This is a genomic window from Chitinophaga lutea (assembly GCF_003813775.1).
GTDB lineage: Bacteria > Bacteroidota > Bacteroidia > Chitinophagales > Chitinophagaceae > Chitinophaga > Chitinophaga lutea.
The window spans coordinates 79,972-96,653 of sequence record NZ_RPDH01000003.1; the positions used below are offsets into that span (position 1 = coordinate 79,972).

Below are 16,682 nucleotides of genomic sequence, written 5' to 3' on the forward strand. Positions count from 1 at the left end.
AGACCATTGAATATTGAATAATTACCTCTCATGAAAAACACCCGTTATGAAAAAACTTTTACTGCTCCTGCTGGGCGCACTGTTGTGCTGCAACATGCTCCACGCCCAGTTCCTGCTGCTGGATGACATGGAAGGCCACGGCCTCTGTTCAGGCAGGTGGACGTACTACGCCGGCGGGGCCAACGCTACCGGCAGCGTACTGTTCAACGTACCCAATCCGGCCCCTTCATCCGTTAACCCCAGCTCGCATGTGGCGAAGTTCACGAAAGACACTTCCTGCTTCGAGTACATGAGCACCAGCGTGGGTATGTCCACCCCGTTCGACCTCACCGGCGGCGGGCTGTTCAAAATGCTGGTGTACAGCAACGTCCGGGAAGAAGTGATGTTCAAGCTCCAGCCCGGCAACGACTACACCAAAGCGGTATTTTTTACCTACCAGATCAAAAACATCAACACCTGGGAAGAAGCCACGTTTAACTTTCAAAGTGTGGCCAGCCGCACCGATCTGAACCGCATTTCGGTGCAGTTCATCGACGGCCGTAAAGCCAACGGCATCCTGTACTTCGACCTGGTGCAGGCGCCCAACCCCATCAACATCACCTTCCTGAATGCCAGCATCCCCATGGGGCAGGAGCACGGGGCGGTGATCACGGCGGAATTGAACGGCGCAGTGTTTAACGACACCCTGCAGAAACACAACTGGTACGCGGAAAACCTGCCGCCGGGCGTGAGCATCGACAGTGTGCAGCGCGTGAACGACACACTGGCCAACATCGTGCTGGCCGGCAACTCCCCGGCTAACTATTCCCGTACCGCCCTGAAACTGACGGTGGCGGGCGTGGAAGTGGAAGGGGCCAACGTAGCCGCCTATACGGCAAAAGGGAACGCCATTTTTGACGGCAATCCCAACTGGACGATGATTTACAACGACGAGTTTAATGTTCCGGGAATACCCGACCGCACCAAATGGACGGTGGATCCCAAACCGAAAGGATGGATCAACGGCGAACAGCAGGTGTACACCGATACCACGCACGACAATGCGCGCGTGCGCAACGGCGACCTGGTGATCACCGGCAAGAAGGATTTCCCGAACGGCACCACTACCGAGCCCTGGTCGTCTGCCCGCGTGATATCGCAGAACAAGATGGATTTTGTGTACGGCAAGGTGGAAGTACGGGCGAAATTGCCGAAGGCGAAAGGTTCCTGGCCCGCCATCTGGCTGATGCCGACCACCAGCGCTTACGGCGGATGGCCGAAGAGCGGCGAGATCGATATCATGGAGCACGTCGGGAACAACCTCGGCAAGGTGATGTCGACCGTGCACACCCAGAACAACAACTGGACGAACGGCGGCCATCTTTCCGCTACCCGCTCCCTCACCGATGCGCATACCGCTTACCACGTGTACGGCCTCGAATGGTCGCCGGACTCGCTGATGTTCACGGTAGACGGCGTGCACCTGTACACGTACCGCAACCCGCACACCGACTGGAAAGACTGGCCTTTCGACCAGAAGTTCCATATCATCCTCAACGTGGCCATCGGCGGCGGCATGGGTGGTACCATCGTGGAAGGCGACTGGCCGGACAGCATGAACGTGGATTATGTGCGCGTGTACCAGAAGGGGCTCGGCACACCCTACCCGGACACGGTGATCGTAACGCCAGCCAACCAGCTGGTGCTCGCCGGGCAGTCGATTCAATACACCGCCAAAGTAATGGACCAGAACGGGCACGTTATGAGCCTCACGCCGCAGTGGAGCGTTTCCGGCAACGGCAACACCATCAGCGGCACCGGTCTGGCGGTTCTCGATACCTCCGGCGTTGTCACAGCTACGGTTGTGCAGGATTCCATCTCCGTCAACGGAACGGCATATGCGAATGTGCGCGTACCGAACTATAAACCCGTGCCCGGGAGGATCGAGGCGGAAGCGTTCGATAACTCCAACGGCGGGCGCACCGAGCCCACGCAGGACACCAGTGGCGTGGAGAATATCGGTTACATCGGCAAGGGGACCTGGTGGGAATACGATATAGACGTGCCCGATACCAACAAGTACCGCGTGCAGCTGAGGGCGGCGGTAAGCACGGCCTCCAGCGCCAGCATCTATCTCGATACCACGTTGCTGGCTACGGTGAACCTGCCGGCCAGCGGGGGATGGCAGAAATGGATCACCGTTTCCTCCACCAAGATCCGCCTGAGGGTGGGCCAACAGACCATCAGGGTAGTGTCTAACGCATCCGGCTGGAACTTCAACTGGCTGCGGATCGTGGATGCAGACAGCGTGGTGGTCACCAGTGTGGCGGTCACACCCGATTCGCTGACGCTCCAGAACGGCCAGTCGAAACAATACGCCGCAAAAGCATTCGATCAGCGCGGAGACATCGTATCGTTCACGCCCGAATGGAAACTGACGGCGGGTGATACGGTGAATACCCTCAGCGCCACCGGGCTCTTCACCGCCGGCGATTCCACCGGCTGGTTCAAAGTGAAGGCAAGGGACGAAGGCGTGACGGGCATGGCCATGGTGAGAGTAGTGCCGGTGCCGGTATTGACGCGTGTGGCCATTTCTCCGGATACGGCCATCGTACCCGTAGCCGCGTCGCAACAGTTCACCGTGATCGGCTACGACCAGTTCGACAGCGTGATGGCCCTGCCGGCGCAGAAAACCTGGGCAGTGAGCGGCAGCCGCAACAGCATCAGCACCAACGGCGTGTTCACAGCCGGCGATTCGATCGGCACCTTCATGGTGACGTTCGCCAGCGGTACCGTGAAAGATACCGTGTACGCCACTACGGCTTACACCTGCACGGTGAACGATAAATACGAGGCGGAAAGCGCTTCTTCCGTGTCCGGCACCGCTACGCTGCAGGCCTGTACCGATGTGGGCGGCGGACAGAATTACACCAACCTGGCCAGCGGTCACCGTTTCACGTACTCCAATCTTAACGTGCCTACTTACAGCCGCTACATCTTCCGCATCCGCGTATCATCCACCTATCCTTCGTCGGTGAAGGTGGGGCACAGCGGCATGGTGTTCGGCACCGTCAAGATCCCGAATACCAACGGGCAGTGGCGCACGATTTCAGATACCATGACGATGCCGGCGCTCACCTCCACGAGCATCACCATCGCATCCGGTTTCTTCAAGTTCAACTGGTTCAGCATCGAGAACTGTGCGCCGGAAATTGCGCGCATCACCCTCTCGCCCGATACGCTGAACATCAGCAGCGGCAACTTCCGGCAGTTTACCGTTACCGGTTATGATTCCGCGAACAACGTAGTGATACTGCCGCAGGGGCAATGGACGGCCACCGGAACAGGCAACACCATCAGCCAGTCCGGTTTCTATACCGCAGGCCCCACCGCGGGCAACTACACCGTAACGGTGGCGGTACGCAACCTGACGGCCACGGCGCAGGTGAACCTTGCTGCCGGAGACTGCTCCGTGAGCAACCGCTACGAAGCGGAAAGTTTCTCCATCCGTCACTCCGGTCCGTACCTGCAACCCTGTACGGACGTGGGCGGCGGGCAGAACTTCGCCGGCCTGGCAACGGGTCACTGGTTCACGTACGACAACCTGGTGGTACCTTCCGCGGGCCTGTACACGGTGAGCCTGCGTATTAACAGCACGGTGGCGTCGCAGGCCAGCATCACCGCGGGCGGCGTTACGTACGGGCTGATCGATATGCCGAGCACGGGCGGTACCTGGCAAACGTTCAGGGATACCGTAACACTGCCTGCCCTCACCACGGCGACCATCGGTGTGAAAGCCGGCAGCTTCAAGTTCAACTGGTTCAGCATCGACAACTGCATACCCGACAGTCTGCAGGGCGGCGGCGCCCCCTTGATGGCAATATCTCCCAAACCGGTTACCGCAACGGTAACGGCCGCCAAAGCTTTCCCGAACCCCGTTTCGGGCCAGGTCACCATCGACCTGCCGGAAGGCTTCCGCACGGCCACCCTGTTCGACATGCAGGGCCGCGCCATCCGGATATGGATGATACAGCCGGGTGAAGTGAGGCTCCAGAAAGACCTCAGCTTCCTCAAAGGTGGCCTCTACCTGATCAAACTCGAAGGCACGAAGAAGACGGAAATACTCCGGATCGTAAAACAATAGACAGTCACTTTGTATACAGCGGATGGGCAGCGATGCTCATCCGCTTTTTTATGCCCGGAAACATTAAATTAACAGGGGCGGTTGACCGCGCGTATCGTTCTTTCCCTTAATTTGCCGTTGATAATTTCCACAGGCGCCTGCCGGGTTATGACATTACACGCCAACGATATCAGTGCATTGCAGCAGCGGATAGCAGCCGAAAGCGATCAGCAGGCTTATAAGGCCCTTTACCTGCATTTCCAGCCCTGGTTATACCAGTTCGCCTATTCGTTCATTAAATCGCACGAACTGGCCGAAGAAATCGTTTCCGATGTATTCATCCGCGTGTGGCAGAAACGGACGCAATTGCTCGGCGTCGAAAACCTGCGGCTGTACCTGTACGTATCCACCAAGAACCACGCGCTCAACTATCTCCAGAAAATGCGCCGCAACCGCTCCTTCAGTCTCGACGAACTGAGCGTGGAGATCACCAGCATCCAGGCCGGCCCCGACCAGCTCCTGATCACCAAAGAAATGCACGACCGGGTGACGCTGGCCGTGAACCAGCTGCCGCTCCGCTGCAAAATGATTTTCAAGCTGGTGAAGGAAGATGGGTTGAAATACCGCGAAGTAGCGGAACTGCTGGGCATTTCCGTAAAAACCGTGGAAGCCCAGATCACCCTGGCCGTGAAAAAGCTGGGAAACACCATCCGGTTTGAGGCCGGCCGCTCCACACCGCTGAACAGCAACCCGGGGGATTGATGCGCTTTCCCTTTTATCTCACCAGGGTGTACACCTATTTTCAGGGCGTGCCAAAGTGTACGCTCCGTAAAAGACGAACCTACAACGAAGCTACAACGAACCTACAACGAATCTTCCCTTTTGGGCGTAGGTTCGTTAATCCCCCAGTGTAGGTTCGTTGTAGCTTCGTCTTTTGCCCTCAGAATCTCCACTCAGATCAAATTTTTGTCCATTCGCGTACAATTTCCGGCCGGGGGGAGAGGTCATGACGGCCATGGCCGGTTTTACCCGGAATCTGCACTCATGCACATTTTCCGGCAGAACGCCCGGCGCCCGGCCGCCCCATGTGACTGCCGCGGCCATTTCAGAGAACTCAACACCGCAGCGGGTGGTTTCATCAGCGCAAACAGGGACTTTACATAATATTCCGTTTCCGTGTTCCCGGTTCCGCTAAGTTTACACCATGAAGCTGCCGATACGAGCCGCGGGTGCATTGCCAGGTGGTGCCGAGAGACGCCGGTGTGGCCGGCAGCAAAGCACATTGCTCCTGGCGGATTTACCCGGCGAACTGCTTTAACTGGCTTTATCGGAAATTTTTTTCACAAGGCTTAGGGGTATTTCACCTTTTGCATTGTCCCTAGTACCAACAAACCGAACACATGCCCGACCGCAACGACGTCATATGGGAATTACTGTCCAAAAAACTCTCCGGCGAAGCCACCCCGGCCGAGCTGGAAGAGCTGGAATCGCTGTTGCGGCAGGAGCCCGACATCCATTACGCGGCGGAGCACCTGACGGATTTGTGGGCGCAGGAAGCGCCCGTTCCGGAGCATCAGCGCGAACAGTCTTTTGCCGACCACCTCGACCGTATGCGGCAGGCGGGCATCGACTGGGGCCAGCCGGAGAAAAAGGGACGCCGGGTATCCATGAAATGGATGACGGCCGCCGCAGCCGCCGTGCTGCTGCTGGCGGCATTGGCGGGTTGGTGGTGGATGCCGCGCAAAACAACGGCGCCGGCAGTAGCCGAAGCGCTGCATGCCGCCAAAGGCACCCGCACCAGGGTGACCCTGCCGGATGGTTCGGTGGTATGGCTCAATGCGGACAGCCGCCTCACATACAACGACGATTTCAACCAGGCCCGCCGCGAGGTGCAGCTCGAAGGGGAAGCGTATTTCGACGTGGTGAAGAACAGCAACAAACCGTTCGTTATCCGCACGGCGCGCATGCAGGTAAGAGTACTGGGCACCACGTTCAATATCCGGGCCTACCCGGGTGAAAGCACGGCAGAAACCGCGCTGATCAAAGGAAGCGTGGAAGTGAGCCGCGAAGGGGCCGCCCCCGTTATTCTGAAACCGCATGAAAAGCTGGTGCTTTTTTTATATGAACAGGAACAACAAATAACAACCAAAGAACAGCGGGACTTTGTCATCCGCCCGCTGCACGTAACCGAACAGGACGGGCAACCCCTCGAAACCGCCTGGGTAGAGAACAGGCTGGTGTTTCGCGACGAAGCGTTCAGTACCCTGGCCGACCGGCTCGAACGCTGGTACGGCGTGGAGATCACCCTCGGCGACACGGCCGTGCGCGATCTGCGGTTCACGGGGAGGTTTGAAAAAGAGACCATAGAACAGGTATTAAAGGCGTTACAGATCACGGCGGAATTCAAATATTCGGTCAACGGCAGGAACATTATTATTTCTCAACACTAATCAGGTTACAATCGGTACGCCGCGCCGCATGGCAGGCGGGCAATTTGCGAAGACCTTTTTCGCGGAAAGGGATTCCTATTTATTCATCATTCTACGCACGATTATGAAAAAACAAAAACATGGGTGGAAGCACCTGCTCACAACCGTCTGGCTGCTCACGGCATTCCTCTACGTGTCGGCAAAAGGGTTCTCGCAGGCGAAAATCACGTTGCAGGTAAAAGATGTGGAAATCCAGACCGCATTTGAGCGCATCGAAAAACAATCCGGTTACCGTATTCTCTACAACCAGGCGCTGCTCAAAGGCGTAGGCCGCGTATCGGTGGATGCGCGCGACGAACCGGTGCGGCAGGTGCTGGACCGGCTGCTGGCCGCCACCCCGCTGGGATATGAGCTGCTCGACAACCAGCTGGTAGTGATCAAAAGAAAAAACGCGGGCGCCCGCGACGTGCGGGTAACCGGTAAAGTCACCGATGCCGCGGGTGCGCCCGTGCCGGGCGCCACGGTGCAGGTGAAAGGCACTTCCACGGGCACGCTCACCGACGGGGAAGGGAACTACAGCATCAACGTGCCGGACAACGGCGTGCTGATATTTTCCTACATCGGGTTCATACCGCAGGAAGTGGTGGTGGGCAACCAGACCTCGGTCAACATCAGACTCGAAGCGAAGTCGCAGGACCTGGAGCAGGTAGTGGTGGTCGGTTACGGCACACAACGGAAACGCGACCTCACCGGCGCGATCACCTCGGTAAAAGGAGAAGAGATCGCCCGCATGCCGAACACGAATCCCATTTCATCGTTGCAGGGCAAGGTAGCGGGCCTCACGGTGGTGAACAGCGGCGTACCCGGCGCGGCGCCCACCGTGCGCATCCGCGGTGTGAACAGCACCAATAACTCGAACCCGTTGTACGTGGTGGACGGTGTGTTCCAATCCAACATCGACTACCTCAATCCGGCCGAAATAGAAAGCATCGAAATCCTCCGCGACCCGTCGTCCATGGCCATCTTCGGTTTGAGCGGCGGCAACGGCGTGATTGTGGTGACCACCAAAAAAGCCGCCAAAGGCGAAACGCGGGTAACGCTGCAAAGCTCCGTGGGTTTGCAGAAAGTGAACAACCTCATCGACGTGACCGATGCAAACGGTTTTCGTAAACTGTACGACGAACAATTGAAAAATCTCGGTGCACAGCCGTTCGATTATACGAATTATACCGCCAATACCAACTGGCAGGACCTTGTGCTGCGCACGGCTTTTATGAGCAACAACAGCCTGAATATTTCCAACAGCAGCGAAAAAACCACCACGCTGATCAACCTCGGATACAACACGCATGAAGGCGTGCTGCGCAACGGTAAATACCAGCGGCTGGTAGCCCGGCTGAACGAGGAGATCAGGGTGAACAAACATTTCAAAATGGGCGGCGACGTGACCGGCACGCACTGGATCCTCGACGCCACCGCGGCGGACCTCAACAACGCCAAATGGGCCGCGCCCATCGTGCCGGTGCAGGCCAATGCGAATACTTACTACAGCATGCCGTCGTTCCAGCGTACGCAGGTGAGCAACCCCATCGCGCGGCTGAACGGGGCGGACGGGAATACCATCAACAAAGGTTTTCGCGTGGTGGGCAGCGTGTTCGCGGAACTGAAGTTCCTGCAGCGCTTCACCTGGCGTTCCACCTTCTACACAGACCTTGGTTTTAACAACAGCCGGGGCTATACACCTTTGCCTTATGCCTTCATCAACCTGGGCGAAGGCGCTATCAGAACGGATACCACCATCAACACCAATATCAAAACAGGGGTGAACCAGAAGCAGGAGGAGTTCCGCAAATTCCAGCAGGACCATACGCTGGCTTTCGAGGAAACTTTCAACAGGGTGCACAAAGTAAGCGCCGTGGCCGGTTTTACGACCTACTATGAAGGCAGTACGTCGCTCAACGCCAACAGGACGGATACGACCCTGAAAATACCGCGCCATCCCGATTTCTGGTACGTGGGCATTGTGAGCCCCGATATGCCGGGCGGCTTCGGCGGCAGCGGCAAGGAGTTCACGTCTATCGGTTTCCTGGGGCGTGTGAACTATGCTTACGACGATAAGTACCTGCTGAATGTTTCTTACCGCCGCGACGGATTGTCGAAAATCAGTCCCGCCAACCGCTGGGGCAACTTCGGCGGCGTGGGCGCAGGCTGGGTGATCAGTTCGGAAGAATTTTTCAAATCCGTGAACGTCATCAACTTCCTGAAACTGCGCGGTTCCTGGGGCACCATCGGCAGCGCGCAGGGCATCGACTATAACATTTTCCGCCCGCTGCTGACCACGGCCGGCACCGGTATATTCGGCAACAACATCTACACCTCCGTAGCGCCCGCCTACATTCCCGATCCCAACCTGAAATGGGAAGTGGTGCATGGGACCGACATCGGGCTGGATGTGCGGGCACTCGCCAACCGCCTCAGCGCCGAGATCAACCTGTACCACCGCAAAACCACCGACATCATCACGCAGGTGACCTTGCCCGGCGCGGCCGGCTCCTATGGCTACAAAACCAACCTGGGCACCATTTCCAACAAGGGTATCGAGATCACCCTGGGCTGGAACGACAAAGTGGGCGAAGATTTCTCTTACAGCATCAGCCCCAACTTCAGTTACAACAGAAACAGGGTGGAGTCGATCGGCGATAACTTCAACTTCATGCTGCTGGGCAACGCAGGAGCGAACAGAACGATCACGGGCCAGAGCATCGGGCATTTCTTCGGCTACCGGCAGACGGGCATTTACCAGTCGTCCGCCGACATGGACAAGATGCCCCGCATGTCCAACTCCCTGCCAGGCGATATTTCCTTTGCAGACATCGACGGCGACGGTGTGATCACGCCGAAAGACCGTACCAATCTCGGTTCGCCGTTCCCCGACTACAGCTTCGGGGTGAACGTGTCGCTGCGGTACAGGCAGTTTGATGCCGTGCTGGAAGGGCAGGGCGTAGCCGGCAACTATGTGTATACCCAGCGCCGGATGGCCAACTTCGCTACGGTGAATTATGAAAGCAACCGCCTCAGGGCATGGTCGGCGCCCGGCACCAGCAACGTGGAGCCCATCCTCGACAATACCCGCAGCAACAATTACCTGTTCAGCACTTATTTCCTGGAGCCCGGCGATTATTTCCGCATCCGTACGGTGCAGCTGGGTTACAGTTTCGGGCCGCGGCTGCTGAATAAAACCGGTTTGAAAGGCTGCCGTTTTTACCTGAGCGGGCAGAACCTGTACACCTTCAGCCGGACCACCGGTTATTCGCCCGAAGCGCCGATCGGGGAAATCCTGGGCGCGGGCGCGGACAATGGCGTGTACCCGCTGCCGGCCACGTATACTTTTGGCCTGAACGTAACTTTTTAACAGAACCGATTAAATGCTGATACGATGAAAGCATACAGAAAATATACCGCCTTCCTGATCTGCGCAGCCGCAGCCTCCCTGCTGTCTGCCGGCTGTGGAAGGAATTTCCTCGACCGTTACCCGCAGGGTGAGTACACCGAAGATACCTATCCGCACCCCGCGGGTTCCGGCCCGTACGACCAGTACCTGTTCGCCTGTTACGACGTGATGCGCAGCTTCGATGTAAGCGTGATGCCTTTTGTGGGCGCCGTGAGCATCCGCAGCGATGATGCCGACAAGGGCAGTACCCCTGCCGACGATGCGAACAGCATACAGATGGACAACTTCACCATCACCGCGTCTAACAGCATGTGCAATTCATTGTGGCTGGGGCATTTCAACCTGGTCAACAAAAGCAACATCGTGCTGGCGCAGATCAAATCCGATCCGAGCCCGTCCACCTCGCAGGAAGCCAAAGTGCAGGCTGAAGCGGAAGCGAAGTTTTTCCGTGCGTATGGTTATTTCATGCTGGTGCGTTTGTTTGGCCGGGTGCCGCTGATCGATTCCGTGCTGACCGATCCCGCCGCGCAGGCGAACGTGCCGCAAAGCCAGCCCGCGGCGATTTATGCGCTGATCGAAAAAGATCTCCAGTTTGCCGCCGCCAACCTGCCGCTGACCTGGGACGCCCGTTTTGTCGGCCGTGCCGGCCAGGGCGCCGCCAACGGACTGCTGGCGAAAGTGTACATCACCCAGCAGAAGTGGGCGCTGGCCATGGCCGCGGCCAACCAGGTGATCGGTTCCAACGTGTATGATTTGTCTACCCCGTACGCGAAAATATTCGGGGAAGACGGCGAGAACAGCCGCGAATCCATATTTGAAGTACAGGCCGTGGCCACCCTCAACGAAAAACGCAAGAACGGCTCGCAGTACGCAAGCGTGCAGGGTGTAAGAGGCACCGGCATCTGGAACCTCGGCTGGGGTTTCAACGTGCCCAGCACCGCGCTGGAAGCGGCCTACGAAGCAGGCGATCCGCGGAAAGACCGTACCATCCTGTACGCCGGCGGCGTGTCGGTATACGGTGAAGCGGTACCCGCAGGATTGCCCAATCCGCGGTACAATCATAAAGCGCACAGCAGTCCTACCATGCGTAACAACATCCTCGACAATTTCAGCTACTGGATGAACGTGCGCCTGCTGCGGTATGCGGACGTGGTGCTCATGTACGCCGAAGCCGCCAACGAAACCGGCAACACCGCCGAAGCGCTCGCGAAACTGGAGCTCGTGCGCAAAAGGGCACGAGGCGCCAGCACTACCATTCTCCCGCAGATCACGGTGACCGATAAAGACCAGCTGCGCGAGATCATCCGCCGCGAACGCCGGGTAGAGCTGGCTATGGAGCATGAACGTTTCTTCGACCTGGTGCGCTGGGGCATTGCAGGGCCCGTGTTGCAGGCCGCCGGTAAAAACTTCGTGACCGGCAAACACGAACTGCTGCCCATTCCGCAAACGCAGCTGGACCTGAGTAAAGGCGTGCTCACCCAGAACTTCGGTTATTGATCCCTTAAAACAAACAGCATGAAACGACTTTTGATATACATCAGCCTGGCCGCCGCCATCACCGCCTGCAAAAAAGACGGTAACCCGCATAACCTGCCGGACGTGTCGCCCGGGAACTATGCCGGTAAAATAGACGGTTATTCCAGCTCCGACGAGGTGTACGCCGCCGCCCTCGTGGCGTACTGGCCCTTCGACGGATCGAAGAATGAAAAGATCTCCGGTACGGCGCCCACTGCGTCTGCAGGCGACGCGTATGTAGACGGCGGGGTATTGGGCAAGGCGCTCAGCCTCAACGCCGGTTATGTGTATTACGCCACGCAGTTCCCGGCATTCAAAACCGATGCGCTGAAAAGTTTTACCGTGAGCCAGTGGGTGCAGATCCTGAACAATGGCTCCAAGAAAACAATGCTCGTGCAGCTTGCGCGGCCCGGCATCTTTAACGGCAACATCAACGTGGTATTGGAAACCAACAGGTATCCCGCCACCGAACTGGAAAAGCTCACCATTCACCCCACCTTTACCGCAGCCAACAACGGGATGCAGGACAACCTGAACACCGCCAACGGGAGTTTTCCTTTCCTGTCGCCGAAGATCGGGATGACGAAATGGACGCACATCGTGGTGACGTACGACGGGGTGAACAACAACATCCAGATCTGGGCCGACGGGGTGCGGGTAGGGGTGCCTGCTTTCCAGAACCGCGGCGCCAACTTCTTCAAATCGCATGAGCCCAACGAGGTGATCATCGGCGGGAATTACAATACCATCCCCGGCAAAACGGTGAATGCGGACGTGAGTTTCGCACCCATGACGGGCAATATAGACGAGGTGCGCATCTACAACGCCTGCCTCACCGACGCACACATCAAGGCCCTCTATAAGCTCGGGCTGGAGAAGAAGTAAACCGTTTGCATAAAGAAGTTGCGGTTTTCAGCATCTTTTACTATCATTAGTGTAAATAATGAAGTAATACATGTCGTCGAGAAGAAACTTTATACTGCAAACCGCCATGGGAATAGCAGCCGTAACGGCCGCTCCGCTGGCGGCAGCCGCCGGTACCGCCGTAGCGCGCCCGGACGGGAAAGACCTGCCCATCGGGATGGCCGGCTACACCTTTGCCAAGTTCGACCTGGAAAAGGCCATCGCCATGATGAAGCGGGTGGATATCAGGAACATTTCCATCAAGGATATCCATCTTCCCCTGAACAGCACACCGGAAAAGATCCAGGGCGTACTGGCGCAGTTTGCCGCCGCCGGCATCCACGTATACGGCGTGGGGGTGATTTACATGAAGTCCGAAAAGGCGGTGGATGAAGCCTTCGAATACGCCAAAAGGGTAGGCGTGCCGCTGATCGTGGGCGTGCCCAACCCGGAGCTGCTGGACTACACCGAAGCGAAGATCAAACAATACAATATCAAACTGGCCATTCACAATCACGGCCCGGAAGACAAACTCTATCCCGGCCCGAAAAATGTGTACGACCTCATCAAAAACCGCGATGCACGCATGGGTATCTGCCTCGACATCGGGCACGCCCAGCGGGCGGGGGAAGACCCCGCCAAGGCGATACTGGCCTATAAAGAGCGCATTTTCGACCTCCATATCAAAGATGTGACGGCTGGCTCCAACGCCGGTAAGGCCACGGAAATAGGCCGCGGGGTGATCGATTTCGCGGCGCTCGTCAAGGCGCTGCGCAAAGCGAAATACAGCGGTATTTCCAGTATAGAATATGAAAAAGACATGGCTGATCCTTTACCGGGCATCGCAGAATCTGCGGGTTTCTTCCGGGGTGTGATCAAGACCGTCAGCTGATAAAAAAGGGATGTGTCAGAAAAGAAGGTGCCGGGAGTCGCCTGAATGATTACATGTCTCCATCAGGTGTCTGAATAAAAAGAGGCTGTATCAAACTTTTGATACAGCCTCTTTTATTCCGGGATAGTGACCTGGTACAGGTCGCACCATTCCCGCAGCGGTAAAGGTCTGTCGTGTTTGCCGGGGAATTTGCTGTGGATGTATTGGAGCTGTTGTTCCGTCAGCAGCGCCACCAGTCCGTCGTTGGCGGCCCGCCAGGGATACAGCCGCTCGTCGGAGCCCTGTATCTCCAGTTCGGTATTGACGATCTGTGTGAACTTTGCCATCGCCTCCCCCCAACCATATCCTTTAAAGTTTTTGAAAATCGTGTAGGGCCTGCCGTTCAGGGAAATGCTGTGGTTGAGCCAGTGGTTTTTATCGTCCCATACTTCCCGGTGCGCGGTCACTTTCATGGCAACGCCCATTTTATCGAACACAGGTTGCATATCGCGCAGCAGACCGGTAAAACCGCCTTCCTCGAACAAATCTTCATTGTCCGCACCGAAGCAACGGAAACTGACGGAATAAGAAGTACTGTCGCCGTCAGTAAAACAGCCTGGGAACCCGGTGGCGGGATCGGAGTTTTTTGCCATGTAGTTTTGCAGGGCGCTGAGATGTTGTGAGTCCGTGTATTTGAAATAACCCAGCTCATCCAGCTTCAGCACGAATGCTTCCCCTTCCTTGATGCGCCGGACTACGTCCGTCCGGCTTTTTCCTTCCGTGGGCGCATTGGCGGTAAGTGCGGCCGTTCTGCGGTCGATCCGTTTTTTAGCCATGTACAGGGAAATGACTAAACAAACGGCAACGACGAGATACATGAGCGGTTTTTGCATGGCATTGTTGTATAGGCCGGCCAAATATAAACAAAAAGCCGGGCGGAAAAATCCACCCGGCCTGGCAAGCATATGTCTCCGTTTATTGAAGCAGTTTGGACAGCTTTTCTTCGAGCTGCTGCCCGTTCAGGTCTTTGGCAATGATCACACCGTCGGGCCCTATCAGGAAGTTCGACGGAATGCTTTTGATGTTGTAGCGTTTCGCCGCGTTATTGTCCCACAGCCCGAGATCGGACACATGTTCCCAGGGCAGCCCGTCGGTGGCGATGGCTTTCACCCAGGCTGTCGAATCACGGTCGAGCGACACGCCCAGTATCCGGAAGTTGCGGTCTTTAAAACGGTCGTAGGCCTTTTTGAGCGCCGGGTTTTCCTCGCGGCAGGGTTTGCACCAGCTTGCCCAGAAATCCAGCAGTACATAACTGCCTTTGAAGGATGCGAGGCGCAGCGGTTTGCCCGCCGGGGTGTTCATGGTAAAATCCATCGCCGGTTGGCCGGGCTCGGTTTTGTGCATGATATCGAATTCCTCCTGCAGCAGTTTCCCCGCGGCGGACGCCCTCACCTGTGGGGCAAGGCGTGCAAAAGCCTGCTCCATGTCGGCGAGGGGCTTACTGCGGAGCAGGTCTTTCAGCTTATAGAGGCTCACATAACTGGCGGGGTGTTGCTGTATGAATTGTTCGCACAGCGGGTTGTATTCTTCTTCGATCATGCGGCCGGTGATCTCCAGCACGCTGTCTTTTTTCGAACGGTCTTTTTGCAGCAGCGCATACAGCGGGTCCATCCTGTCCGTCACGGGTTTGACCGTTTGCAGGAATTGCGCGTATTCGCGCTGTGCCGCGCCACCTGCGATGGCCACCTTCTCCGGCGCATCGGCCCGACCCTTCACCGTCATCGCCGTATTTTCAAGGTATAACATGATGCTGAAGCCATGGTCCTTCGTAAAAAGAAATGCTTCCTGCGGATGCGGCACACTGCCCTTGAAAGTAAAGGCGCCGTTCCGGAGGGCGGTGGAATCATGTGTTTTATCATGGTACAGGTAGATGACCGCATCCTGCAGCCCGTCTATCTTTCCCTGCACGGTGAAACTTTGCGCCTGTGCCGCCATGCTCCAGCACAGCAGCGTAACGATGCTAATACCCTTCATTCTGCACGAGTTTGTTGTTACGCAAAAGCTCCGTCGTCGTGAACGGGAAATACAGCCGCGTTTTATTCTGTCCTTTCGAGACGAGGAACGGCAGCGCCTTACCGAAGCGTTTCATATCCTGCCAGCGGCGGCCTTCGCCCACGAATTCACGGCGGCGCTCGTTTTCTATTTCGACAAGAAAGGCGGCGGCGCCTGCGAAATCGCCGGCGGTTTTGGTGCTCGCGTTCCTGGCGGCGCGCAGCGTGTTGTAATGGGTGACGTCAACGGAGCCTTGCCTGGCGGCGGCTTCCGCGGCAATGAGGTACGCCTCGCTGACGCGCAGCAAAGGATACACGGCATATGCCGCGGAACTGGGCTGCAGCGTATCGCCCGAATACTTGAGCAGGTAGTTCACTTCCTGCCCGGTGGCGTTGTTCCGCTGTTTGCGGATGATCTTGCGGCGCACATCGGCCGCTTCATATGAATTCACGAGGGTTTCATCGAGCCAGGTGAGGCCGGTGCCGGTGCCCCTGAACGGTGCGCCCGGACTATAGAAGGTATACAGCCCATACCGGTCGTACGCGTTTTGCAGCGGGCCTTCTGCCATGGTCCAGATCATTTCCTTTTCGGCGCTGTTGTACCGGAAAATGCCGGAGAAACCGGCCGTGGAAAGGCTGCGGGTGCCGGAACCGATCACCGCTTCCGCCAGTTCTTTCGCCTGCGGGTATTTGCCGCGCTGCAGGTACAACCTCGCCAGCAGCAGCTGCGCCGCCTGTTTGGATACCGTCTTTGCGTTGCTGAAATTCTGCAGCAGGGGAATGGCGGTCTGCAGATCTTTTTCCGCCGCGTCCATCACTTCCTGTTCGGTGCTTTTGGGTTTGCGTATCTGGTTGATGTCGGTTTCCAGGGTAGTGGTCAGCACCACGCCGCCATGAACGTCTGCAAGGGTGAGATATGCGTTGGCCCTGATGGTCAATGCCTCGCCCAGTGGTTGTTGCAGCGGGGGCGTGGTGCGGTTGCCGATCAGCGCAATGATAAAATTCGAATTGCCGATGGCGGCGTACGCGGCGGAATAACCGCGCCCGATACCGAAACCGTCGGTGGGCGAAGGATTGCAGGATTCGTAAGCCTGCGGGTTGAACTGGGTGGGATTGCCCCCCTGGATGGAAATCACGTCATCGCTGTAAATATCCGTCATCGGGTACGACTGCGGCGGCCACGTGCCCGGCATGCTGTAATAAGCGCCTTTCAGCAACAGGGGAATGTCCGCGTCCGTCAGTTGACCTTTGCCGACAGCCTGGTCGGGCGCCGGCCGGTCGAGGTACTTCCCGCAGGCGGACAAACCTGCGAAACCTGCGATCAGTAAAATGTTTTTATAGTTACGTAACATGTGTCGTT

The 16,682-nt window shown here is 57.2% G+C and carries 10 protein-coding genes; 7 read left to right on the forward strand and 3 right to left on the reverse strand.

The features are described from left to right. The first annotated feature begins 46 nt into the window (after nucleotides 1-46). From EGT74_RS23440 to EGT74_RS23470, 7 genes are all read left to right on the forward strand, one after another. Nucleotides 47-4,123: a carbohydrate-binding protein gene (locus EGT74_RS23440; protein WP_123849052.1), complete on the forward strand. Its 4,077-nt coding sequence runs from the start codon at nucleotides 47-49 to the stop codon at nucleotides 4,121-4,123. Between the two features lie 147 nt (nucleotides 4,124-4,270). Beyond that, nucleotides 4,271-4,864: an RNA polymerase sigma factor gene (locus EGT74_RS23445; RefSeq protein WP_123849053.1), complete on the forward strand. Its 594-nt coding sequence runs from the start codon at nucleotides 4,271-4,273 to the stop codon at nucleotides 4,862-4,864. Nucleotides 4,865-5,502: 638 nt separating this feature from the next. Further along, nucleotides 5,503-6,552 (forward strand): FecR family protein, encoded by a 1,050-nt coding sequence (locus tag EGT74_RS23450; RefSeq protein ID WP_123849054.1) that lies wholly within the window; start codon nucleotides 5,503-5,505, stop codon nucleotides 6,550-6,552. A 103-nt stretch (nucleotides 6,553-6,655) separates the two neighbouring features. Continuing rightward, complete coding sequence (locus EGT74_RS23455; RefSeq protein WP_123849055.1) at nucleotides 6,656-9,943, forward strand: TonB-dependent receptor; 3,288 nt, start codon at nucleotides 6,656-6,658, stop codon at nucleotides 9,941-9,943. Between the two features lie 24 nt (nucleotides 9,944-9,967). Further along, on the forward strand, nucleotides 9,968-11,479 hold the full coding sequence (locus tag EGT74_RS23460) for a RagB/SusD family nutrient uptake outer membrane protein (RefSeq protein ID WP_123849056.1): 1,512 nt from the start codon (nucleotides 9,968-9,970) through the stop codon (nucleotides 11,477-11,479). Nucleotides 11,480-11,497: 18 nt separating this feature from the next. Next, on the forward strand, nucleotides 11,498-12,382 hold the full coding sequence (locus EGT74_RS23465) for a LamG-like jellyroll fold domain-containing protein (protein WP_123849057.1): 885 nt from the start codon (nucleotides 11,498-11,500) through the stop codon (nucleotides 12,380-12,382). 70 nt (nucleotides 12,383-12,452) lie between these two features. Then, nucleotides 12,453-13,292: a sugar phosphate isomerase/epimerase family protein gene (locus EGT74_RS23470; RefSeq protein WP_123849058.1), complete on the forward strand. Its 840-nt coding sequence runs from the start codon at nucleotides 12,453-12,455 to the stop codon at nucleotides 13,290-13,292. A gap of 113 nt (nucleotides 13,293-13,405) precedes the next feature. Here EGT74_RS23470 and EGT74_RS23475 read toward each other — a convergent pair whose 3' ends face one another. The 3 genes from EGT74_RS23475 to EGT74_RS23485 form a co-directional block, all read right to left on the reverse strand. Next, nucleotides 13,406-14,164, reverse strand: coding sequence for a hypothetical protein (locus EGT74_RS23475; RefSeq protein ID WP_123849059.1), 759 nt, complete (start codon nucleotides 14,162-14,164; stop codon nucleotides 13,406-13,408). A gap of 82 nt (nucleotides 14,165-14,246) precedes the next feature. Continuing rightward, entirely contained in the window at nucleotides 14,247-15,305 is a 1,059-nt protein-coding gene (locus EGT74_RS23480; protein ID WP_123849060.1) for a TlpA disulfide reductase family protein, read from the reverse strand. Then, nucleotides 15,292-16,674, reverse strand: a complete 1,383-nt coding sequence (locus EGT74_RS23485) for a RagB/SusD family nutrient uptake outer membrane protein (protein ID WP_123849061.1) — start codon at nucleotides 16,672-16,674, stop codon at nucleotides 15,292-15,294. The genes EGT74_RS23480 and EGT74_RS23485 overlap by 14 nt, the downstream gene beginning before the upstream one ends. Nucleotides 16,675-16,682: the final 8 nt, after the last annotated feature.